Genomic DNA, 23,570 nt, shown 5'->3' on the forward strand with positions numbered 1-23,570 from the left:
CCGGGCGCTGCGCGCGATGTCGGCGCCCATCCGTAGACTGGGCGCGTGAGTGAGCCCCGCCCTTCAGACCGGCACGACGCACCCGATCCCGACGACGCCTTCGAGGAGATCGTCGACGAGGCGACCCAGCGCGACCCCGACCTGGCGGTGATCGAGGCCGGGAGCCGCACGCTGCGCGCCCACTCGGGCCGGCCGCAGGGCGAAGCGGTCCCGGCCCGCCCGGCCGACCCCGAGACCGACAAGGCGCTCCGCGCGGTGGAGCAGGAGCTCGCCGGGCGCTGGGGCGAGACCAAGCTGGAGCCGTCCGTCACGCGGATCGCCGCCCTGATGGACGTCCTCGGCGAGCCGCAGCGCGCCTACCCCTCGATCCACATCACGGGCACGAACGGCAAGACCAGCACGGCCCGCATGATCGAGGCCCTGCTCAACGCCTTCGAGCTGCGCACCGGTCGCTACACCTCCCCGCACGTCCAGTCGATCACCGAGCGGATCAGCCTCGACGGCTCGCCGATCGCGCCCGAGCGGTTCATCGAGACGTACGAGGACATCAAGCCGTACGTCGAGATGGTCGACGCCCAGCAGCCCTACCGGCTCTCCTTCTTCGAGGTCCTCACCGGCATGGCGTACGCGGCCTTCGCCGACGCGCCCGTCGACGTCGCGGTCGTCGAGGTCGGCATGGGCGGCACCTGGGACGCGACGAACGTCATCGACTCCACGGTCGCCGTCGTCACCCCCATCTCGCTGGACCACACGGACCGGCTCGGCACCACGCCCGCCGAGATCGCCGGCGAGAAGTCCGGTGTCATCAAGCAGGGCGCCACGGTCATCCTGGCGCAGCAGCCGGTGGACGCCGCGCAGGTGATGCTCAAGAAGGCCGTCGAGGTCGACGCCACGGTGGCCCGCGAGGGCATGGAGTTCGGCGTGACCTCCCGCGAGATCGCGGTCGGCGGGCAGCTCGTCACCCTGCGCGGGCTCGGCGGTGAGTACGAGGAGATCTTCCTTCCGCTGTACGGGGCCCACCAGGCGCACAACGCGGCCGTCGCGCTCGCCGCCGTCGAGGCGTTCTTCGGCATCGGCGCCGAGCAGGCCCGCTCCCTCGACATCGACGCGATCCGCAAGGCGTTCGCCTCGGTGCTCTCGCCCGGCCGCCTGGAGGTCGTGCGCTCCAGCCCGACCGTCGTGCTGGACGCCGCGCACAACCCGGCGGGGGCCAAGGCGGCGGCGGACGGCATCTCCGAGGCCTTCAGCTTCTCCCGGCTGATCGGCGTGGTCGGCACGAGCGGTGACAAGGACGTCCGGGGGCTCCTGGAAGCCTTCGAGCCGATCTTCGCCGAGATCGTCGTCACGCAGAACTCCACCCCCCGTGCGATGGACGCGGACGAGCTGGCCGCGATCGCCGTCGAGGTCTTCGGCGACGACCGGGTCCAGGTCGAGCCGCGTCTCGACGACGCGCTGGAGGCGGCGATCACGCTGGCCGAGGAAGAGGACGAGTACGCGGGCGCCGGGGTGCTGGTGACCGGATCCGTGATCACGGTCGGCGAAGCCCGGCTGCTGCTGGGAAGGGGCTGAGACGGGGATGCGGACGCTCTGCGCCTCGACGCTGATCGGCGAGTTCTTCGTGATCGGCTTCGCCGGTCTCGTCGCGATGAAGCTGGACGACGCGTCCATGACCGTGGTCTGGACGGTGTGCGGCATCGGCATGGTCCTCTCCGTGCTGCTGTGCGGAATGATCACCCGGCCCGGTGGTGTCCAGCTGGGCTGGGCGCTCCAGGTCGCTCTGGTCCTGAGCGGGTTCGTGGTCCCGACGATGTTCATCCTGGGCCTGGCCTTCGGCGGTCTGTGGTGGGCCTCGATCCACTACGGCCGCAAGATCGACGCGGCCAAGGCCGACTGGGCCGCCCGGCAGGAAGCCGAAGAGGCCACGGCCTGAGGAGTCGCGGCACCGGGGCGCGAGCTCTGCGGCCGGGGACGGACCTCCCCGATCCGGGTGCGCCGATCGCCGGCCCGCTGACCGGCCGATCCGCCGGTCCGCTGATCGGCCGGTCTCCGGACCTCTGATCGCGCCGGGCCCGCCGACACGCGCGGCCCGCCCCTTCGGGCCCCGGAAATCCGGGGTCCGAAGGTGACCCAGGGTGAACCCGGGCGCAGACCTGCCCCCGCACCCCTGTAATCTCGCCCTCACCGCACCCGTATGCCTGGCCTTGCAAGGAGCCGTACATGACTCAGCGCACTCTCGTCCTGCTCAAGCCCGACGCGGTCCGCCGTGGCCTGATCGGCGAGATCGTCGGCCGCATCGAGCGCAAGGCCGACTGGCGGATCACCGCGCTGGAGCTGCGCACCCTGGACCACGGGACGCTGGAGCAGCACTACGGCGAGCACAAGGGCCGCCCGTTCTACGAGCCGCTCATGGAGTTCATGCAGTCCGGCCCCGTCGTCGCCCTGGTGGCCGAAGGTGAGCGGGTCATCGAGGGTGTCCGCACCCTGGCCGGCCCCACCGACCCGATCGCCGCCGCGCCCGGGTCCATCCGTGGTGATTTCGGCACGATCACCCGCGAGAACCTCATCCACGCCTCGGACTCCGAGGAGTCCGCGGAGCGAGAACTGAAGCTTTTCTTTCCGGGACTTTCCTGACCCGATCGGCCAAACAGCGCTGTACGCCTGGGGCGACCGAAGTAATTCGGTCGCCCCTCGGCATAGGGTTTGGGATCGCGGGAACGCATCCCTCCGACGTAACGTCACCATGGGTAGAACGGGCACCCGTTCCGCTCACGATGGCGAAGCACCCTCGCGCTGTGTCCGTGCATACGGCACTACGATGGAAGCTTCCACGCCCGCAGCGCCAACCTCGCCTACCAGAACCAGCCATCTTCGCTACCTGGGAAGGCCCGACGCATCCTCATGGGGAACAAGGGGAACTCAATGTCGTTCATCGGCCGTGACATGGCTATCGACCTCGGGACTGCCAACACGCTGGTGTACGTCAGGGGGCGCGGCATCGTCCTGAACGAGCCGTCCGTCGTGGCCATCAACACCAACACCGGCGGAATTCTCGCGGTCGGCTCCGAGGCCAAGAAGATGATCGGGCGCACGCCGGGCAACATCGTCGCCGTGCGGCCCCTGAAGGACGGCGTGATCGCCGACTTCGAGATCACCGAGCGCATGCTCCGCTACTTCATCCTCAAGATTCACAAGCGTCGCTATCTGGCCCGTCCCCGTGTCGTCGTCTGTGTGCCCTCCGGTATCACCGGGGTCGAGCGCCGCGCCGTCATCGAGGCGTCCACGCAGGCCGGCGCGCGCCAGGTGCACATCATCGAGGAGCCGATGGCCGCGGCCATCGGCTCGGGGCTGCCGGTCCACGAGGCCACCGGGAACATGGTCGTCGACATCGGCGGCGGCACCACCGAGGTCGCCGTGATCTCGCTCGGCGGCATCGTCACCGCGCAGTCGATCCGCACCGCCGGTGACGAGCTGGACAACGCGATCATCCAGCACATCAAGAAGGAGTACTCGCTCCTCCTCGGTGAGCGGACCGCCGAGCAGATCAAGATCACCATCGGTTCGGCGTTCGACCTGGAGAAGGACGAGCACACCGAGATCCGCGGCCGCGACCTGGTGTCCGGACTGCCCAAGACGGTCGTCATCTCGGCCGCCGAGGTCCGCAAGGCCATCGAGGAGCCGGTCAACGCGATCGTCGACGCCGTGAAGACGACCCTCGACAAGTGCCCGCCCGAGCTGTCCGGCGACGTGATGGACCGCGGCATCGTCCTCACCGGCGGCGGCGCGCTGCTGCGCGGACTGGACGAGCGGCTGCGCCACGAGACGGGCATGCCGATCCACATCGCCGAGGACCCGCTGGACTCCGTGGCGCTCGGCTCCGGCAAGTGCGTCGAGGAGTTCGAAGCGCTCCAGCAGGTGCTGGACGCCCAGCCCCGCCGCTAGACGTCCTCCGGGACACACCCGATCCGGCGAGCGGACGCACCCGCTCCGGTCGCCGGATCGTTGATATAGATCGTTGCTGTACGCGGTACGACGCGGGAACACCCTGATGTCCTACCCGTACGGAGACGTACACAGGCACGAACATTCCGACGAGGAAGGCACGGCCGCCGCACGTGAGGGACACACGAGAGAGCCGGCTGCTCCTGGTGCTGCTGATCGCCATCGCATTCGCCCTGATCACGGTGGATATCCGAGGCGGCGAGGAGTCACCGGTGGACGGCGCGAGGCAGGCCGCGGCCACCGTCTTCGGGCCGGTCGAGAACGGCGTGGCGGCAGCGGTCGACCCGGTGGGCAACGCCATAGGCGCGGTACGGGACTCCGGCAGCCGGCACGACAAGATCTCCGCCCTGGAGCAGGAGAACGCCGCGCTGAAGGCCAGGCTCGGCAGCGACGACCGCACCAACAGCCGGGTCCGTCAGCTCGACGCCATGCTGAAGAACGCGGGCGCCGGACAGTACGGCATCAAGGGCGCCGAGGTCATCGCCATAGGAGCGGCCCAGGGCTTCTCCTGGACGGTCACCATCGACGCCGGTGCCGACGACGGCATCCGCCGCGACATGACCGTCCTCAACGGGGAGGGGCTGGTCGGCCGGGTCACCACCGTCGGCCCCCGCACCGCGACCGTCCTGCTCGCCAACGACCCCGACTTCACCGTCGGCACCCGTATGGAGAAGACCGACGAGCTCGGCTTCGCCACCGGCCAGGGCTCGCGCCCGCTGTCGGTGCAGTTCCTCAACGGCAAGGCCAAGGTGAAGGCCGGCGACCGGCTGGTCACCTTCGGCTCCAGCAAGGACAAGCCCTTCGTGCCCGGCGTCCCGGTCGGCGAGGTCGTCCGCGTCGACCCCTCCGGCGGCGCGCTGACCCGCACCGTCTACGTGAAGCCGTACGTCGGGTTCACCAAGCTCGACATCGTCGGGGTCGTCGTTCAGGCGCCCCGCGAGGACCCGCGCGACACGGTCCTGCCCAAGAAGGCCGCCCAGGCGAAGCCGAAGCCGACCCCGACGGTCACCGTCACGGTCCAGCCCAACGGGGACCTGGTGGACGGCTCCGGCAAGGTCGTCGGCAACATCAACGAGCAGGCGGGCGGCGACGCCGCCGGTGCCGCCGACGGCGACCAGCAGGGCGACGCCCAACCCGACAACGCGGCCAACGACCAGGAGTAGAGCTGATCCCCATGCGCATCAACCGGACTCTGCTCTCGATCGTCCTGGTCGTCGTCGCCCTCGTCGTCCAGGTCTCCGTCCTCGCCCGCCTCCAGCTCCCCGGGGCCGTCCCCGACCTGCTGCTCCTCACGGTCCTCGGTCTGGCCTTCGTGTACGGGCCGGTCAGCGGCTCCCTCATCGGCTTCGGCGCGGGCCTCCTCGCGGACCTCGCCCCGCCCGCCGACCACGCCGCCGGACGCTACGCCCTGGTGCTCTGCGTCATCGGCTACCTCGCGGGCATGATCCGCCCGGAGAACGGACAGCTGAAGTCGGCCTTCGCCCCGATGGCCGCCGTCGTCGCCGCCGCGATCGGCTCGACCCTGCTGTACGCGGGCGTCGGCGCGCTCGTCGGGGACACCGCGGCCCGCCATGTGGGCCTGGGCAGCCTGCTGTTCACGGCCGCGATCTACGACCTGCTGCTGGCGCCCTTCACGGTGCCGCTCATCATGGCGCTGGCCAGACGCACCGAGAACGACCCGATCGCCGAGGCGTCCTCCGGCGGCAACGACGTCGCCGCCGGCTGGCTCGCCTCGGGCACCGGCCTGCGGATCGGCAACCAGCGCGGCGGTCTGCGCGTCAAGGCCGCCCGCAACCGCGCCGCACGCGCGGGCAGGATCAAGGGGGTCAAGCGACTGTGAGGCCGCGTTTCCCGGGGGACCGCCCCCGTACCCCCAGCAGGACCACCATCGGGGGCACCGCGTGAGCAACATTCCCGAGACCGGGCGGACCCAGCGGGTCCAGATCCGGCTCATCGTCATCCAGGTACTCGTCTTCTCGCTGCTGCTCACCCTCGGCGGACGCCTGTGGTACCTCCAGATCCGCAACGGCGACGAGTACACCGCCGAAGCCGCGGGCAACGGAGTGCAGCAGGTCGTCCAGCCCGCCGTGCGCGGCTCGATCCTCGACGCCCGCGGCGTGCCGCTCGCCGACAACGAGACCCGCCTCGTCGTCTCCGCCAGCCGCACCGAGCTGCTGAAGATGAAGGACGACGGCGTCGGCGTCCTCACCCGTCTCGCCGACGTCCTGGACATGAAGGCGAAGGACGTCCGGGACAAGGTCCGCCTCTGCGACTCCAAGACCCCCCAGCCCTGCTGGAACGGGTCGCCCTACCAGCCGATCCCGGTCACCGACGAGGCCACCACCCAGCAGGCCCTCCAGATCCGCGAGCGCGCCGAGGACTTCCCCGGCATCACCGCCGAACCCACCGCCGTACGCCGCTACGCCGCACCCGGCAAGGCGAAGACCGCGCAGGTCCTCGGCTACCTCTCACCCGTCACCGACGAGGAGATCCAGCAGGCGCAGGACGGCCCGTCGCCCTACCTCCGCTCCGACCAGGTCGGCCGCTCCGGCCTGGAGCGCACGTACGACAAGGAGCTGCGCGGCAAGGCGGGCGTCACCCGCTACGAGGTCGACAACCTCGGCCGCGTCATGGGCGAGGCGGAGAACGACCCGGCGGTGGCCGGCTCCACCCTCGTCACCAGCCTCGACGCCCGCGTCCAGGCGGTCGCGGAGCACGAGCTCGCCGCCGCGATGAAGCTGGTCCGCGGCGAGACGGACAAGATCACCGGCCGGAAGTACGAGGCCGACTCCGGGGCCGTCGTCGTGATGGAGTCCAAGACGGGCCGCATCGTGTCGATGGCCTCCCAGCCCGACTACGACCCCAACGACTGGGTCGGCGGCATCTCCGGCAAGCAGTACGCCAAGCTCACGAGCAAGAAGTCCAACTACCCGCTGCTCAACCGGGGCATCCAGGGCCAGGCGCCCGCCGGCTCGATCTTCAAGGTGGTCTCCGCCAGCGCCGCCGTGCGCGGCGGCCACGCCTTCAACGACCTCTACGAGTGCAGCAGCTCCTACAGCCTCGGCAACCAGACCTTCGCCAACTTCGAGTCCCAGGGCCACGGCCCCATCACCCTCGGCGACGCGCTCAAGTACTCCTGCAACACCGTCTTCTACCGTCTCGGCCACGAGGAGTGGGCGAAGGACGGCGGCATAAAGCCGAAGAAGAACGCCAAGGACTGGTTCTACCGCACCGCCCGCGACTTCGGTCTCGGCGCCGAGACCGGCATCGACCTGCCCAACGAGGTCAAGGGCCGCATCCCGGACCGCCAGTGGAAGCAGGACTTCTGGGAGGCCAACAAGAACGCCTGGTGCAAGGAGGGCAAGAAGGGCGGCACCTACGTCCAGCAGATCGCGTACGAGAGCTGCCTCGAAGGCAACCAGCTCAAGGCCTACGACAGCATCAACTACTCGATCGGCCAGGGCGACGTCCTCGTCACGCCCATCCAGATGGCCACCGCCTACGCCGCCATCAGCAACGGCGGCACCCTCCACGAGCCCACCGTCGGCAAGGCCGTGATCAGCCCCGACGGCAAGACCGTCCAGGAGATCGAGCCCAAGGTCAGCGGCAAGCTCCCGGTCAACGCCCAGACCATCAAGGACCTCGACAAGGGGCTGCGCTCGGTGGTCGAGCCCGGCGGGACCGCCGCCTGGCGGTTCGGCGGCTGGCCGCAGGACAAGATCCCGATGCGCGCCAAGACCGGTACCGCCCAGGTGTACGGCAAGCAGACCACCGGCTGGTTCGCGACCTACACCGACGACTACACCATCGTCATGACGATCTCCCAGGGCGGCACCGGCTCCGGCTCCGCCGGGCCCGCCGTCCGCAAGATCTACGACGCGCTCTACGGTCTCGACGCCGCGGGCAACCAGGACAAGAAGAGGGCCCTGCTGCCGAAGCCCCAGAAGGCGCTGCCGAAGATCCAGCCCGACGGCTCGATCTACGCCCCCAAGGTCAAGCCCTACGACCCCACCCCGGTCACCCCCGAGGAGCAGCCGGGCGGACAGGAACCCCAGTTGCCCCTGCCGCCCGGAGGCCAGCCCGGACTCACCGGATCACCGGCGTCGAACGGGAGGCAGCCCTGATGGCAGGTGGATTCTCCGTCTCCCGCTACGCCCCCGACCAGGGCTCCTGGGCCAAGCTGACCGCCCGCGACTCCCTCGTACGGCGGCTGGACTGGCCGCTCCTCGGGGCCGCGCTGGCGCTCTCGTTCCTCGGCGCCCTGCTCGTGTGGTCCGCGACCCGCAACCGCGACCACCTCACGCAGGGCGACCCGTACTTCTTCCTCCTGCGGCACGCCCTCAACACCGGCATCGGCCTCGCCCTGATGATCGGCACGATCTGGCTCGGCCACCGCACGCTGCGCGGGGCCGTCCCCGTCCTCTACGGCATCTCGGTGCTGCTGGTCCTGGCGGTCCTCACCCCGCTCGGCACCACGGTCAACGGCGCCCACGCGTGGATCAAGCTGCCCGCCGGCTTCTCGATCCAGCCCTCCGAGTTCACGAAGATCACCATCATCCTCGTGATGGCGATGCTGCTGGCGGCCCGCGTCGACGCGGGCGACCAGGCCCACCCCGACCACCGGACCGTCGCCAAGGCGCTGGGCCTCGCGGCCATCCCCATGGCCATCGTCATGCTGATGCCCGACCTCGGCTCGGTGATGGTCATGGCCGTCATCGTCCTCGGCATCCTGCTGGCCTCCGGCGCCTCCAACCGCTGGGTCTTCGGCCTCATCGGCGCCGGCGCGGGCGGGGCCGTCGCCATCTGGCAGCTCGGTCTGCTCGACGACTACCAGATCGCCCGGTTCGCCGCCTTCGCCAACCCCGCGCTCGACCCGGCGGGCGTCGGCTACAACACCAACCAGGCCCGTATCGCGATCGGCTCCGGCGGACTCACCGGCACCGGCCTCTTCGAGGGCACGCAGACCACCGGCCAGTTCGTGCCCGAGCAGCAGACCGACTTCGTCTTCACCGTCGCCGGCGAGGAGCTGGGGTTCCTCGGCGCGGGGCTGATCATCGTGCTCCTGGGCGTCGTCCTGTGGCGCGCCTGCCGGATCGCCCGCGAGACCACCGAGCTGTACGGCACGGTCGTCGCCGCCGGGATCATCGCCTGGTTCGCCTTCCAGTCCTTCGAGAACATCGGCATGACGCTCGGCATCATGCCGGTCGCCGGGCTGCCGCTGCCCTTCGTCTCCTACGGAGGATCCTCGATGTTCGCCGTCTGGGTGGCGATCGGACTGCTGCAGTCCATCAGGGTGCAACGGCCCATGTCCGCCTGAACCCGGCGCCCGCCGGGTAGGTGTCCGTACATGGCGGACACCAAGCGCGAGATCGAGCGGAAGTACGAAGCCACCGACGACACCCGGCTGCCCGACCTGACCCGGGCGGCCGGGGTCGACCGGACGGTCCACCGCGGGCTGACCGAGCTCGACGCCGTCTACTACGACACCGCCGACCTCCGCCTCGCCGCCGACGGCCTCACCCTGCGCCGCAGGACCGGCGGGGCCGACGAGGGCTGGCACGCGAAGTTCCCCGTCGCCGTCGGCGTCCGGGACGAGATCCACGAGCCGCTCTCCGACGCGGTGCCGCCCCCGCTGGCGGCCCTGCTGCGCTCCCGGGTCCGCCGCGCCGCGATCGACCCCGTCGTCCGGCTGCTCTCCTCCCGGGACGTCCACCACCTGCTGGCCGCCGACGGGGCCCTCCTCGCCGAGGTCAGCGTCGACAAGGTGCTCGCGGAGCGCCTCGCGGGGGAGGGGAGCGGCGCCACCGTCACCTGGACCGAGATCGAGGTCGAGCTCGCGGACGACGGCGACCCCGCGATCCTGGACGCCGTCGAGAAGCGGCTCCGCAAGGCCGGGGTGCGCCCCGCCGGGTCCACGTCGAAGCTCGCCCGGGCGCTGGCGGAGACGACCCCCGTACGCGAGGGGGAGCGGCGGGAGCCGGACGCGCCGCGCACCGCGGGCGACCACGTCCTCGCCTACGTGCGGAAGCAGATCTCCACGATCGTCCGCCTCGACCCCGCCGTCCGCCGCGGTCTTCCCGACTCCGTGCACAAGATGCGCGTGGCCACCCGCAGGCTGCGCAGCACCTTCAAGACCCACCGCAAGCTCCTCGACCGCGAGGTCACCGACCCCCTCGGCGCGGAGCTCAAGTGGCTCGCCGCCGAACTGGGCCTCGACCGCGACCAGGAGGTCCTGGACGAGCGGCTCGGCACCCGCGTCGAGACCCTGCCCGCCACCCTGACGCTCGGCCCGGTCCGCGGCCGGCTCCGCGCCTGGTCGGCCGCCCGCCGCACGGGCTCGCGCCGCAGGATCGTCGACGTACTGGACGGGAAGCGGTATCTGGACCTCCTGGACGCCCTCGACGCGCTGAGCGCGGACCCGCCCCTGCGCCCCGCCGCCCGCAAGGCGCCGGAGAAGGCCCTGCCCCGGGCCGTGCTCAAGGACTACGAGAAGCTCGCGCGCCGCATGGACCACGCCCTGGAACACCCGCCGGGCCCCGAGCGGGACACCGCGATGCACGAGGCCCGCAAGGCCGCCAAGCGCGCCCGGTACGCGGGTGAGGCGGCCCGCCCCGCGCTCGGCGGGCCCGCCAAACGCTTCGCCAAACGCGTGAAGGCCGTGCAGACCGTCCTCGGCGACCACCAGGACAGCGTCGTCGCCCGCGAGGCCCTGCGGACCCTCGCGATCCAGTCGCACGCGGCGGGGGAGACCGCGTTCACCTGGGGGCTGCTGTACGGACAGGAGGAGGCCGTCGCCGAGGCCCGGGAGCGCGAACTGCCCGAGGTCTGGGCCCGGGCGTCGGACCCGACGCTGCGGGCGGATCTGAAGACCTGAGACGCGCGGTAGGCTTGATGGTCACCCCTGCCGGCTCACAAAGGTTCGCGAGATGTCTGCCGCATCGGTCTTCCCACAGCTCGAAGCTCTGCTCCCGCATGTGCAGAAGCCCATCCAGTACGTCGGCGGTGAGCTGAACTCCACCGTCAAGGACTGGGACAGCTGTGACGTCCGCTGGACCCTGATGTACCCCGACGCCTACGAGGTCGGGCTCCCCAACCAGGGCGTCATGATCCTCTACGAGGTGCTCAACGAGCGCGAGGGCGTCCTCGCCGAGCGCACCTACAGCGTCTGGCCGGACCTCGAAGAGCTGATGCGCGAGCACAACGTGCCCCAGTTCACCGTGGACAGCCACCGCCCCGTCGGCGCGTTCGACGTCTTCGGGCTGAGCTTGTCCACCGAGCTGGGCTACACCAACATGCTCACCGCCCTGGACCTCGCGGGCATCCCGCTGGAGTCCAAGGACCGTGACGTGGACCACCCGATCGTCCTCGCGGGCGGCCACGCCGCGTTCAACCCCGAGCCGATCGCGGACTTCATCGACTGCGCGGTCGTCGGCGACGGCGAACAGGCCGTCCTGGAGATCACCGAGATCATCCGCGCCTGGAAGGCCGAGGGCCGCCCCGGCGGCCGCGACGAGGTCCTCTTCCGGCTCTCGAAGACCGGCGGCGTCTACGTCCCGCGCTTCTACGACGTCGAGTACCTCCCCGACGGCCGCATCGGCCGCGTCGTGCCCAACCGTTCCGGCGTGCCGTGGCGGGTCTCCAAGCACACGGTGATGGACCTCGACGAGTGGCCCTACCCCAAGCAGCCGCTCGTACCGCTCGCGGAGACTGTGCACGAGCGGATGTCCGTGGAGATCTTCCGCGGCTGCACCCGCGGCTGCCGTTTCTGCCAGGCCGGCATGATCACGCGCCCCGTGCGGGAGCGAAGCATCACCGGCATCGGCGAGATGGTCGACAAGGGACTCAAGGCGACCGGCTTCGAGGAGGTCGGCCTCCTCTCGCTCTCCTCCGCCGACCACAGCGAGATCGGCGACATCGCCAAGGGCCTCGCCGACCGCTACACCGACGACAAGATCGGCCTGTCGCTGCCCTCCACCCGCGTCGACGCCTTCAACGTCGACCTGGCCAACGAGCTGACCCGCAACGGGCGCCGCTCCGGCCTCACCTTCGCCCCCGAGGGCGGCTCCGAGCGCATGCGCAAGGTCATCAACAAGATGGTCTCGGAGGAGGACCTGATCCGCACGGTCGCCACCGCCTACGGCAACGGCTGGCGCCAGGTGAAGCTCTACTTCATGTGCGGCCTGCCCACCGAGACCGACGAGGACGTCCTCCAGATCGGCGACATGGCGGTCAACGTCATCGCCAAGGGCCGCGAGGTCTCCGGCCAGAACGACATCCGCTGCACCGTCTCCATCGGCGGCTTCGTGCCCAAGCCGCACACCCCCTTCCAGTGGGCCCCGCAGCTCAGCGCCGAGGACACCGATGCCCGGCTCAAGAAGCTCCGCGACAAGATCCGCGGCGACAAGAAGTACGGCCGCTCCATCGGCTTCCGCTACCACGACGGCAAGCCCGGCATCGTCGAGGGCCTCCTCTCGCGCGGCGACCGCCGCGTCGGCTCCGTCATCCGCGCGGTCTACGAGTCCGGGGGCCGCTTCGACGGCTGGCGCGAGCACTTCAGCTACGACCTCTGGATGAACTGCGCCGAGAAGACGCTGCCCGGGTTCGGGGTCGACGTCGACTGGTACACCACCCGCGAGCGCACCTACGAGGAGGTCCTGCCCTGGGACCACCTCGACTCCGGCCTGGACAAGGACTGGCTCTGGGAGGACTGGCAGGACGCGCTCGACGAGACCGAGGTCGAGGACTGCCGCTGGACCCCCTGCTTCGACTGCGGCGTCTGCCCGCAGCTCGACCTGGACATCCAGATCGGCCCGACCGGCAAGAAGCTCCTGCCGCTCAGCGTCGTCAACAAGTAGCGCGCCCCGCGAACGCCCCGCAGGCCCGGCCCGGCAACCCCGGACCGGGCCTGACGCGTCCTCGACCGCATGGACTACGGCAAGCACCAGGCACCCCGGGGATACGAGCCGGGTGAAAGCGTTCCGGCCACGCTGATCAGGATCCCGGTGCGGATCGTGGTCGTGGTGCTCGTCCTGCCCGTCCGCATGGCCTGGGACGTGCTCACCGCGCTGGGCCACGCCGCCGACCGGGCCCTGCTCCGCCCGCTCGGCCGGGCCCTGGCGCGGCTCCTCGACACCCTCGTACTGACCCCGCTGGCCTGGCTGTACACCGGGGTCCTCACCCCGCTCGGCAAGGCCGCCGTCCGGCCGGCCGCCGCCCTCCTCCTGTGGCCCTGGGTCGGCCTGTGGCGGTACGTGGTCGTCCCCGTCGCCCGCCACGGGATCGCCGCGCCGGCGGTGTGGCTGTACGCCCACGTCCTCACCCCGCTGGGCCACGGGCTCCGGTGGATCGGCACCGCCCTGCCGGCCCCGGCCGCACGCGCTCTGGGAACCGGTCTCGACCGGCTGCTCGACGTCCTGCTCCTCCGGCCGGTCGCGGCTCTGTGGCGGCACGTGATCGTCCCCGCCGTCCGCCACGGCCTGGTCGCCCCGGCGGTGTGGCTCCACGAGACCCTTCTCACCCCTCTCGGCCAGGGCACGGCCCGGGTCCTCGGCCGGCTCGGGCGGGCGATCGCGGCCACCGGACGCGGGCTGGGCACCGCCGCCGCGTGGCTGGTCATGACCCTGCTCGTGGCCCCCGCCTCCTGGACGTACCGCCGGATCCTCGCCCCGGTCGGCCGTGAGGTCGCCGCCGCGTTCGAGGTCGCCTGGCGGATCACCGGGTACGTCTCCCGGGCCGTCGGCCGCTTCGTCGCCCGGCTCGCGTGGCACCTGATCGGCGCGCCCGTCTCCTGGGCGTACCGCACCCTGTGCGTCCCCGTCGGCCACTTCCTGCGCGACTCCGTGTGGGCGCCGGCCCGCCGCGCCTCCGCCGAGGCGGGCCGGGCCGCCCGCGCGGCCCTCGCCTCCGCCCGGGAAACCGTGCGCAGGGCGCGCCGCGACGCGTGGCGGGCGCTGGGCGGCTCCACGGACGGCGCACGGTCCCGGGAACCGGTGGGGATCCCTGCGCGTACTCTGGGTAGTACAACGACTGTCCCCAGCGCGGCGCAGGCAACCGAGAGCGCCCCGTTCGGCGAGAAATTCGTCGAGCGGGTGTGATCCGGAGCGGCACCCCGGGGCCACCCGAATTTCGTGGGCGGCGCGCCACCGCGCCCGCCCCGCACCGAGGAGAAGAACCACTGGGCAAGCGACAGCCCGAAGGCCCGCCGCCCGCACCGGCAGTGCAGCGCATCCGCCTGCGCTACACCAAGCGCGGCCGCCTCCGGTTCACCAGCCACCGGGACTTCCAGCGGGCCTTCGAGCGGGCACTGCGCCGCTCCGAGGTGCCGATGGCGTACTCGGCGGGCTTCACCCCCCACCCCAAGGTCTCCTACGCCAATGCCGCACCCACCGGCACGGGCAGCGAGGCGGAGTTCCTGGAGATCGCCCTCACCGAGGCGCGGGACCCCGCGGTCCTGCGCGGACTGCTCGACGCCTCGATGCCGGACGGCCTCGACATCGTCGACGCCGTGGAGGCCCGCACCTCGGGCCTGGCCGAGCGGCTCACCGCGTCCGTCTGGGAGATGCGTCTGGACGGCGTCGATCCCGAGGACGTCCGCACCGCCGTGGCCGCGTTCAACGACGCCGGGACCGTCGAGGTCCAGCGCAAGGCGAAGAACGGCATCCGGACGTTCGACGCCCGTGCCGCCGTGGCCGACCTGCGGGTCGTCGACGCCTCCGCCGATAGGCCGGTCGAGCGGCCCTGTGCGATACTGCGCCTGGTTGTTCGGCACGTGACACCTGCCGTACGACCCGACGACGTCCTGTCCGGTCTCCGCGCCGTGGCCGACCTGGCGCCGCCGGTCCCCGCAGCGGTGACCAGGCTGGCGCAGGGGCTCTTCGACGAGGAGTCCGGCACGGTGACCGACCCTCTCGCGCCCGACCGCGAGGCCGCCCCGACCGCACATCCCGCGGTCGCCGGGGCAGCCGTCGCGACGGCGCCGGAAGGCGCGGGTTCCGCGTAAGGCGGTCGTTGTAGCGCAGCCCTCCGACTCGGGAGCCACCTGGGTCGGGCCGCGCACTGACCCACAAGACTTTCGCCAGGCCGTACGCACACCGCATACGGAACCGGCGAGCCAGACATCAGTTCCCGTGCGGCGCCCGCGCCCCGGACGGCGGTATCGCACCACTGCGGACCGAGCCGGACCGGAATCAGACGCGGCGCCCGGGAGCACGACGGGAGAACCGCCCGCATGCCTCAGCCGAACGAACCCGGCACGACCGGGAACAACGAAGAGAACACCCCCGGGGACAAGCTGCCGCCGCGCCGCAGGCGCCGCGCCGCCTCCCGCCCGGCGGGCCCGCCCGGCGCGACCGCGGCCCCCGCCCAGGACGTCACGCCGGCCATACCGGCCGAGACGTCCGCCGCCCCGGCCTCGGACGACACGCCCGGCGAAACGGCCGCCGACGCCGCCCCGCCCGCCCGCCCGCGCCGCCGCGCCGTGCGCAAGGCCACCGCGCCCGCCGGAGCCCCGGAGCCGGTGGAGAACACCGAGCCCGCCCCGGCCGCCGAGGCCCCCGCGCCGGCCGCCGAGGAGGAGCCCGCCGCACCCGCGCCGCGCGCCCGCCGCCGCGCCGTCCGCAAGGCGACCGCCCCGGCCGGTGCGCCGGAGCCCGCCGAGACCGTGGCCCCCGTCGTCGAGACCCCGGCCGAGGAGGCCGAGCCCGAGGAGGAGGAGGAGGCCGAGGCCGTCGTCGAGGTCGTCGAGGAGCCCCCGGCGCCCCGCCGCCGTCGCGCCTCCCGCAAGGCCACCGCCCCCGCGGGCGCCCCGGCGTCCGCCGAGGCCGCCGTCGTGGTCGAGCCGGCCGTCGCCGCCGAGCCCGCCCCCGTGGCCGAGCCCGCCCCCGTCGTCGAGCCGGCGCCCGCCGAGGCCCCTCGCGGCCGTACCCGCCGCCGTGCCTCGGCCCCCGCCGGAACGCCGGGCGCCACCGCGCCCGCCGCCGAGACGGTGACCGAGCCGGCTCCCGCCGCCGAGGCCCCCGCCGCCGAGGCCGAGGCCGCGGAGGAGACCCCGGCCCCGCGCACCCGCCGCCGCGCGTCCCGCAAGGCGTCCTCGCCCGCCGGTTCGCCGCAGCCGGCCGCCGAGCCCGTCGAGACCCCCGCGGAGCCCGTCGAGGCCGGCGAGAGCCTGCCGGCCGCCGTGGCCGAGGAGCTCGCCGCCGAGGCGGACGAGGTCGAGGAGGCCGCCCCGCGCGGACGCCAGCGCCGCCGCGCCACCGCCGCCGCCGGCCGCCCCGAGTTCACCGCCACGGCCGACGAGCCGACCCGCAAGAGCCGGCGCGCGACGCGCCCGGCCGTCGCCGTCTTCCAGGCCCCGGTCTTCGCCGAGCCGATGTTCCAGACCCCCGAGACGGCCGCTGCCGCCGCTGCCGCCGCCGGTTCCTCCTCGGCGCACGACGAGGCCGACGAGGTCGAGGAGCAGCGGACCGCCGAGACCGAGCAGAGCGCCTCGCCCGCCGAGGCCGCGCCGCAGGGCGGCTCGCGCCGTCGTCGGCGCCGCCGCGGCGAGGCCGAGGCGGCCGAGCAGGCCGCGGAGCCCGCCGCCCCCGTGGAGGCCCCCGCCGAGCAGGCCGCCGACGAGGCCCCCGAGGCCGAGGCCGACACGGACGAGCACGAGGACGGCGACGAGTACGGCGACCGCCCCTCGCGCCGGCGCCGGCGCGGCGGTCGCCGCCGCCGCCGCGGCGAGGCGAACGACGCGGACGACGAGCAGCAGTCCGGCGAGGAGGCCGCGACCACGCCCTCCCGCGCCGAGGAGCCCCGCTCCGAGGACGAGCAGGACCGGGGCCGGGGCCAGGCCCCGGACGCCGCCGACGAGCACGACGAGGACGACGACTCCTCGGCCTCCGGGTCGAGCAGCAGCCGCCGTCGCCGCCGTCGCCGTCGCCGCAGCGGTGACGCCGCCGCCGAGGCCGACCACGGCACCGCCGACGACCCGGAGCGCACGGTCGTCAAGGTCCGCGAGCCCCGCAAGAAGGAGGAGCGCGAGCCGGGCACCGGCTTCGACGAGGTCCAGTCCATCAAGGGCTCGACCCGTATGGAGGCCAAGAAGCAGCGCCGCCGGGAGGGCCGCGAGCAGGGCCGCCGCCGGGTCCCGATCATCACCGAGGCGGAGTTCCTCGCCCGCCGCGAGGCCGTCGAGCGGGTGATGGTCGTCCGCCAGAGCGGCGAGCGCACCCAGATCGGCGTCCTCGAGGACAACGTGCTCGTCGAGCACTACGTCAACAAGGAGCAGGCCACCAGCTACGTCGGCAACGTCTACCTGGGCAAGGTCCAGAACGTGCTGCCGTCGATGGAGGCCGCCTTCGTCGACATCGGCAAGGGCCGCAACGCCGTCCTGTACGCCGGTGAGGTCAACTTCGAGGCGCTCGGCATGGCCCACGGGCCGCGCCGCATCGAGACCGCGCTCAAGTCCGGCCAGTCGGTCCTGGTCCAGGTGACCAAGGACCCGATCGGCCACAAGGGCGCGCGTCTGACCAGCCAGGTCTCGCTGCCCGGCCGCTACCTCGTCTACGTGCCCGAGGGCTCGATGACCGGGATCAGCCGCAAGCTGCCCGACACCGAGCGCTCCCGCCTCAAGACCATCCTCAAGAAGATCGTCCCCGAGGACGCGGGCGTCATCGTGCGCACCGCCGCCGAGGGCGCGAGCGAGGACGAGCTGCGCCGCGACGTCGAGCGGCTCCAGCAGCAGTGGGAGGACATCCGGAAGAAGGCGAAGGGCACCAGCGGCTCCAACGCGCCGACGCTGCTCTACGGCGAGCCGGACATGACCGTCCGGGTCGTCCGCGACATCTTCAACGAGGACTTCTCCAAGGTCATCGTCAGCGGTGACGAGGCGTGGGAGACCATCCACGGCTACGTCTCGCACGTCGCGCCCGACCTCACCGAGCGGCTCTCCCGCTGGACCTCCGAGGTCGACGTCTTCGCGACGTACCGCATCGACGAGCAGCTGATGAAGGCGCTGGACCGCAAGGTCTACCTGCCCAGCGGCGGTTCGCTGGTGATCGACAAGACCGAGGCGATGATCGTCGTCGACGTCAACACCGGCAAGTTCACCGGCCAGGGCGGCAACCTGGAGGAGACCGTCACCAGGAACAACCTGGAGGCGGCCGAGGAGATCGTGCGCCAGCTGCGGCTGCGCGACCTCGGCGGCATCGTCGTCGTCGACTTCATCGACATGGTGCTGGAGTCCAACCGGGACCTCGTGCTGCGGCGGCTCCTGGAGTGCCTGGGCCGCGACCGCACCAAGCACCAGGTCGCCGAGGTCACCTCGCTGGGCCTGGTCCAGATGACCCGCAAGCGGGTGGGCCAGGGTCTGCTGGAGTCCTTCTCCGAGACCTGCGTCCACTGCAACGGGCGCGGCGTCATCGTCCACATGGAGCAGCCGACGTCCGTCGGCGGCGGTGGCGGCGGCAAGAAGTCCAAGAAGCGCGGCCGCGGCGGCGCGGGCCACGACCACGAGCACGCCCAGGACCACGAGCACGGTCACGACGAGCACGCGGCCGAGCCCGCCGAGACCGAGGCCGAGGTGGCCGCCGAGGTCGCCGCCCCGGTGGCCGTCGAGCCCGAGGTCACCGCCGACGAGGAGTTCTACAGCAGCCCCGCCGAGGCGGAGGCCGCCGCCACGCGCGGCCGTGGCCGCCGCCGGGCCTCCCGCAAGGCGTCGGCCCCGGCCGGCGCCCCGAAGACCGAGGCGTCCGCCCCGGTCGCGGAGGCTCCCGTCGAAGAGGCCCGGCCCGAGCCGGTCCTCGACACGCCCGCCGAGGCCGCCGCCGTGGAGGCCCCGGAGACCCCCGAGACCCCCGAGGCTCCGGTCGAGGCCGCGCCCCAGGGCCGCCCGCGCCGTCGGGCCACCCGCAAGGCCACCGCCCCGGCGGGCTCGCCGAAGCAGGCCGAGGCAGCGGAGCCGGTCCGGCCGGCCGAGCCCGCCACGGACCCGGTCGCGGTCGAGGACCCGGTCGTCGAGGCGCCCGCCGTCGAGACGCCGGCCGTCGAGACGCCGGAGGAGAAGGCCCCCGAGGCCGAGGCCCCCGCGGCCGCCCCGCCGCGCGCCCGGCGCCGGGCGACCCGCAAGGTCACCGCACCGGCGGGCTCGCCCACCGGGTCGGACGACGCCGAGGTCGTCGTGGTCGCTTCGACGCCCGAGGCGAAGGCCCCGGAACCCGACGGCCAGGCCCCCGAGACAGCGGCGGAATCCGGAACGGCGGAATCCGAATCCGAATCCGCGGAACCGGCGCCGGTGAAGAAGGCGGCCCGCAAGACCGCGGCCAAGAAGGCCCCGGCGAAGAAGGCAGCCGCCAAGAAGACCGCCGCGAAGAAGACCGCCGCCAAGAAGACGACCGCCAAGACGGCCGCCAAGAAGACGACGAAGAAGACCGTCGCGGCCGAGCAGTCGTCGCCGTCCGTAACGGCTTCCGCGCCTTCTGTGGAGAGCGAGTAGTCGGCCGGCCGATGAATCCGTAACCGGTTGTTCATCTAAAGGTGTCCCGCTCCGAGCACATCGGGGCGGGACACCTGCTTTGTTTCAGAACTGATGCAGGGGGCGGTTAACGAGCCCGAAATGGGCTGAGAAATCCCTGATAATGTGACGGCGGTTGCCACGCGTATGAGCGTTCTTCACGGAAACTACGGTTGGTGACAAGGCCCGGCGAAGATACCGACCGGGCCGGATTCCTCGGCAGGGCGTCGGCATCGCGCCGGTGGGGTTACGCGCGACCTCGGTAAGACGTCCCGCACCTCGGAGCTCTGCCTGGTAACGAGCTCTTGCGGTGTTCAAGGAGGACGTTCATGACGAGCATCAACGAGCAGCCGATTCCTGCTGCCCGCCCGGTCATCGGGGAAGACGAGATCGAGGCCGCGGTACGCGTGCTGCGCAGCGGTCGCGTCGTGCAGGGCCCGGAGGTCGCGGCCTTCGAGGAGGGCTTCTCCCGTCTGGTCGACGACCGGCACTGCGTCGCCGTCAACTCGGGGACCTCGGCCCTGCACCTGCTGCTGCTGGCCCTGGGCATCGGCCCCGGCGACGAGGTGATCGTCCCCTCCTTCTCCTTCGCCGCCTCCGCGAACGCGGTCCGCCTCGTCGGAGCCGACGTGGTCTTCGCCGACATCGAGCCGGGCAGCTTCGGCCTCGACCCGGCGGCGGTCGAAGCCGCGATCACCCCCCGCACCGCCGCGATCATGCCGGTGCACCTCTACGGCCACCCCGCCGCGATGGACAAGCTCATGCCCATCGCCGACAAGCACCGGCTCGCCGTCGTCGAGGACGCCTGCCAGGCCCACGCCGCGGCGCTGAACGGCACCCCCGTCGGCGCGTTCGGCGCGGGCGGCACCTTCAGCTTCTACCCGACCAAGAACATGCACTCCCTCGAAGGCGGCATGGTCACCACGGCCGACGCCGAACTGGCCCGCACCCTGCGCCTGCTGCGCAACCAGGGCATGGAGCAGCGGTACGCCAACGAGATCGTCGGCGCCAACATGCGGATGACCGACGTGTCCGCCGCCGTCGGCCGCGTACAGCTCGGCAAGGTGGAGGCGTGGACCGAGCAGCGCCGCGCCAACGCCGCGTACCTCGACGCCCACATCACCGCGCCGGCCGTCACCACGCCGCCGGTGGCCGAGGGCGCCCGGCACGTCTACCACCAGTACACCGTGCGGATCAGCGGTGACCGGGACGCCGCGATGGCGAAGCTCACCGAGGCGGGCATCGGCAACGCGGTCTACTACCCGACGCCGATCCACCGGCTCAAGCCCTACTGGGAGCCGGACCAGAAGGCCGGCCGCACCTGGGACCTGCCGGAGACCGAGAGGGCCGCCGCCGAGGTCGTCTCGCTGCCCGTCCACCCCTCCCTCACCGAGGGCGACCTGGAGCGGATCGTCGCCGCGGTGAACTCCCTGGGGGAGAACCTGTGAGCACCACACTGAAGGCCGGACTCATCGGCCTCGGCTCCATGGGCCGCCACCACGCCCGCGTCCTCGCGAGCCTGGAGGGCGTCGAGCTGGTCGGCGTCGTCGACCCGATGGGCGACAAGAACGGCTGGGCCCAGGGCGCCCCCGTGCTCTCCACCGTCGAGGAGCTCATCGCCCTCGGCATCGACTACGCCGTCGTGGCCTGCCCGACCGCGCTGCACGAGGAGGTCGGCCTCCAGCTCGCCGACGCCGGTGTCAGCGCCCTGATCGAGAAGCCGCTCGCCGACACCGTCGAGGGCGCCCGCCGCCTCGTCGACGCGTTCGAGTCGCGCGGCCTGGTGGCCGGAGTCGGCCACATCGAGCGCTGCAACCCGGCGCTGCTCTCGCTCCGCGCCCGCCTGGAGGCCGGCGAGCTGGGCGACGTCTACCAGGTCGTCACCCGCCGCCAGGGCCCCTTCCCGCACCGGATCGCCGACGTCGGCGTGGTCAAGGACCTGGCCACCCACGACATCGACCTGACGGGCTGGGTCACCGGCCGGACGTACACCTCGATCGCCGCCCACACCGTCTCCAAGTCCGGCCGCCCGCACGAGGACATGGTCTCCGCCGTGGGCCAGCTGTCCGACGGCACGATGGTCAACCACCTGGTCAACTGGCTGAGCCCGCTCAAGGAACGATTCACCTCGGTCACCGGCGAGCGCGGCTGCTTCATCGCCGACACCCTCACCGCCGACCTCACCTTCCACTCCAACGCCGCGGTCGCCACCGAATGGGAGGCGCTGCGCGCCTTCCGCGGGGTCTCCGAGGGCGACATGATCCGCTACGCCATTCCCAAGCGCGAGCCGCTGCTCGTCGAGCACGAGCTGTTCCGCGACGCCGTCCAGGGCAAGCCGGCCGACATCTGCACCCTGCGCCAGGGGCTCCGTACGGTAGAGGTGGCCGCCTCCGTGCTCGCGTCCGCCACCAGCGGCGCCACGGTCCTGATCCCGGCGGACCAGGAGCAGGAGCCCAGCAGGTGACCACACCCGATGTCACGGTGGTCGTGGCCGTCTACAACACGATGCCGTACCTCACCGAGTGCCTCGACTCGCTGGTGGGCCAGAGCATCGGTCACGAGCGGCTCCAGGTCGTGGCCGTCGACGACGGTTCGACCGACGACAGCGGCAAGGAACTCGACCGCTACGCGCAGCGGTACCCGGACGTCTTCACCGTCGTCCACCAGCCCAACTCGGGCGGCCCGGCCGCCCCGAGCAACCGCGCCCTGGACCTGGCGACCGGTCGCTTCGTGTACTTCATCGGCTCGGACGACCACCTCGGCGAGGAGGCGCTGGAGCGGATGGTCGCCTGCGCCGACGCCAACGAGTCCGACGTGGTCGTCGGCAAGATGGTCGGCACGAACGGACGCTACGTCCACCAGAAGCTGTACACGGGCAACCGCGACGTCACCCTCGACGACTCGGAGCTGCCCTTCACCCTGGCCAACACCAAGCTTTTCCGCCGGGAACTGGTCGAGAAGCACGGGCTCCGCTTCCCCGAGGACATGCCGGTCGGCAGCGACCAGCCGTTCACCATCGAGGCGTGCGTCCGGGCCCGGAAGATCTCCGTGATCTCCGACTACACCTGCTACTACGCGGTCAAGCGCGGGGACGCGAGCAACATCACCTACCGGGCGAACCACCTGGCCCGGCTCCGCTGCGTCCAGCGGATCATGGAGCACACGGCGACTCTGATCCCGGCCGGCCCGCGACGTGACGCCGTGTTCAAGCGGCACTTCGACTGGGAGCTGACCAAGCTCCTGCAGAAGGACTTCCCCGCGCTCGACGCCGACACCCGCCGCCAGGTGTGCGAAGGCGTCGGCGCCCTGGTGAGGGCCCACTTCACCGACGGTCTGCGCGACGGCACCGGGGTCAAGCGCCGGGTGCGCTTCGGCCTCGCCCGGAGCGGCGCCGTCGACGAGCTCACCCGCGCCATCGCCGAGGAGACCGAGCACGGAGCACCGCCCTTCCTCCTGGAGGGCGACCGGGCCTTCGCCTCCTACCCCGGATTCCGTGACGCGGCCGTCGGCCTCGACGAGCGGTACTACGAGGTCCTCGGCGAGTCGGTGGCCGGCCGGCTCTCCGCCGGCACCCGGCTGGAGTCGGTCGACTGGGAGCAGGAGGGCACGGACTTCGCCTGTGTCCTGCGGCTGCGCGCGGGCATCACCGGCGACGCCTCCTCGGCCGTCGTCGCCCTCGCCCAGGGCGCCATGCCGCAGAGCGCGGACAAGCCTGGGGCGCGCAGGCTGCCCGCCGACGCCCCGCGCCCGGAGCGCGCCGGCCGGCTCGCCACCGAGGCGGCGCGGGACGGCGGCACCCTGCTGACCGCCCGGATCCCGCTGGCGCTCGCGCGCACCAAGAGGGGCGCGCGCCTCTACGTGGACGTGGCGGGCTCGACGTACGAGATCCCGGTCCGCACCGAGGGGCAGCCGATGCCGCTGGCCCGCCGGTGGGGGACCGCCGACCCCCACCGGGTGGCGGCGAACACCAACACGAAGGGCCGGCTCGTGATCACCACGGCCCCCCTGCGGGAACCGAAGCCCGGCGTGCGCGCACGGCTGCGCCGCACGCTGTCCAGGTCGAAGAGGAAGTAACCCG

16 protein-coding genes are annotated in these 23,570 nt (G+C 72.3%); all 16 read left to right on the forward strand.

The window, feature by feature from the left end; translation table 11 throughout:
• Nucleotides 1–45 precede the first annotated feature (45 nt).
• The 16 genes from folC (at nt 46) to DTB53_RS06780 (ending at nt 23,566) form a co-directional block, all read left to right on the forward strand.
• Complete coding sequence (gene folC / locus DTB53_RS06705; RefSeq protein WP_003969182.1) at nt 46–1,569, forward strand: bifunctional tetrahydrofolate synthase/dihydrofolate synthase; 1,524 nt, start codon at nt 46–48, stop codon at nt 1,567–1,569.
• A gap of 7 nt (nt 1,570–1,576) precedes the next feature.
• Entirely contained in the window at nt 1,577–1,930 is a 354-nt protein-coding gene (locus DTB53_RS06710) for a DUF4233 domain-containing protein (RefSeq protein ID WP_003969183.1), read from the forward strand.
• Nucleotides 1,931–2,217: 287 nt separating this feature from the next.
• The gene (gene ndk / locus DTB53_RS06715) at nt 2,218–2,631 is read left to right on the forward strand and encodes a nucleoside-diphosphate kinase (RefSeq protein ID WP_003969184.1); all 414 of its coding nucleotides are present in this window, start codon (nt 2,218–2,220) and stop codon (nt 2,629–2,631) included.
• A gap of 288 nt (nt 2,632–2,919) precedes the next feature.
• Complete coding sequence (locus DTB53_RS06720) at nt 2,920–3,939, forward strand: rod shape-determining protein (RefSeq protein ID WP_007448937.1); 1,020 nt, start codon at nt 2,920–2,922, stop codon at nt 3,937–3,939.
• A gap of 173 nt (nt 3,940–4,112) precedes the next feature.
• Nucleotides 4,113–5,162 carry a rod shape-determining protein MreC gene (gene mreC / locus DTB53_RS06725; RefSeq protein ID WP_012380980.1) on the forward strand — a complete coding sequence of 350 codons (1,050 nt, stop codon included), beginning with the start codon at nt 4,113–4,115 and terminating at the stop codon, nt 5,160–5,162.
• Nucleotides 5,163–5,173: 11 nt separating this feature from the next.
• A complete protein-coding gene (gene mreD / locus DTB53_RS06730; protein ID WP_003969187.1) occupies nt 5,174–5,839 on the forward strand; it encodes a rod shape-determining protein MreD in 666 nt (221 codons plus the stop codon).
• Nucleotides 5,840–5,900: 61 nt separating this feature from the next.
• On the forward strand, nt 5,901–8,123 hold the full coding sequence (gene mrdA, locus DTB53_RS06735) for a penicillin-binding protein 2 (protein ID WP_003969188.1): 2,223 nt from the start codon (nt 5,901–5,903) through the stop codon (nt 8,121–8,123).
• On the forward strand, nt 8,123–9,316 hold the full coding sequence (rodA, locus tag DTB53_RS06740; RefSeq protein WP_003969189.1) for a rod shape-determining protein RodA: 1,194 nt from the start codon (nt 8,123–8,125) through the stop codon (nt 9,314–9,316). The genes mrdA and rodA overlap by 1 nt, the downstream gene beginning before the upstream one ends.
• A gap of 30 nt (nt 9,317–9,346) precedes the next feature.
• Entirely contained in the window at nt 9,347–10,873 is a 1,527-nt protein-coding gene (locus DTB53_RS06745) for a CYTH and CHAD domain-containing protein (protein WP_012380981.1), read from the forward strand.
• A gap of 52 nt (nt 10,874–10,925) precedes the next feature.
• The gene (locus tag DTB53_RS06750; protein ID WP_012380982.1) at nt 10,926–12,854 is read left to right on the forward strand and encodes a TIGR03960 family B12-binding radical SAM protein; all 1,929 of its coding nucleotides are present in this window, start codon (nt 10,926–10,928) and stop codon (nt 12,852–12,854) included.
• A gap of 69 nt (nt 12,855–12,923) precedes the next feature.
• Nucleotides 12,924–14,093, forward strand: a complete 1,170-nt coding sequence (locus tag DTB53_RS06755) for a hypothetical protein (protein ID WP_012380983.1) — start codon at nt 12,924–12,926, stop codon at nt 14,091–14,093.
• A gap of 122 nt (nt 14,094–14,215) precedes the next feature.
• Nucleotides 14,216–14,998 carry a TIGR03936 family radical SAM-associated protein gene (locus tag DTB53_RS06760; protein ID WP_012380984.1) on the forward strand — a complete coding sequence of 261 codons (783 nt, stop codon included), beginning with the start codon at nt 14,216–14,218 and terminating at the stop codon, nt 14,996–14,998.
• 228 nt (nt 14,999–15,226) lie between these two features.
• Nucleotides 15,227–19,474: an Rne/Rng family ribonuclease gene (locus DTB53_RS06765; protein WP_012380985.1), complete on the forward strand. Its 4,248-nt coding sequence runs from the start codon at nt 15,227–15,229 to the stop codon at nt 19,472–19,474.
• A gap of 347 nt (nt 19,475–19,821) precedes the next feature.
• Nucleotides 19,822–20,940, forward strand: coding sequence for a DegT/DnrJ/EryC1/StrS family aminotransferase (locus tag DTB53_RS06770; protein ID WP_012380986.1), 1,119 nt, complete (start codon nt 19,822–19,824; stop codon nt 20,938–20,940).
• Nucleotides 20,937–21,956 (forward strand): Gfo/Idh/MocA family protein, encoded by a 1,020-nt coding sequence (locus tag DTB53_RS06775; protein ID WP_003969197.1) that lies wholly within the window; start codon nt 20,937–20,939, stop codon nt 21,954–21,956. The genes DTB53_RS06770 and DTB53_RS06775 overlap by 4 nt, the downstream gene beginning before the upstream one ends.
• Nucleotides 21,953–23,566, forward strand: coding sequence for a glycosyltransferase family 2 protein (locus tag DTB53_RS06780; RefSeq protein WP_003969198.1), 1,614 nt, complete (start codon nt 21,953–21,955; stop codon nt 23,564–23,566). Before DTB53_RS06775 ends, DTB53_RS06780 begins: the two co-directional genes overlap by 4 nt.
• The last annotated feature ends 4 nt before the right edge of the window (nt 23,567–23,570 follow it).

Source organism: Streptomyces griseus (assembly GCF_900460065.1).
GTDB classification, from domain to species: domain Bacteria; phylum Actinomycetota; class Actinomycetes; order Streptomycetales; family Streptomycetaceae; genus Streptomyces; species Streptomyces griseus.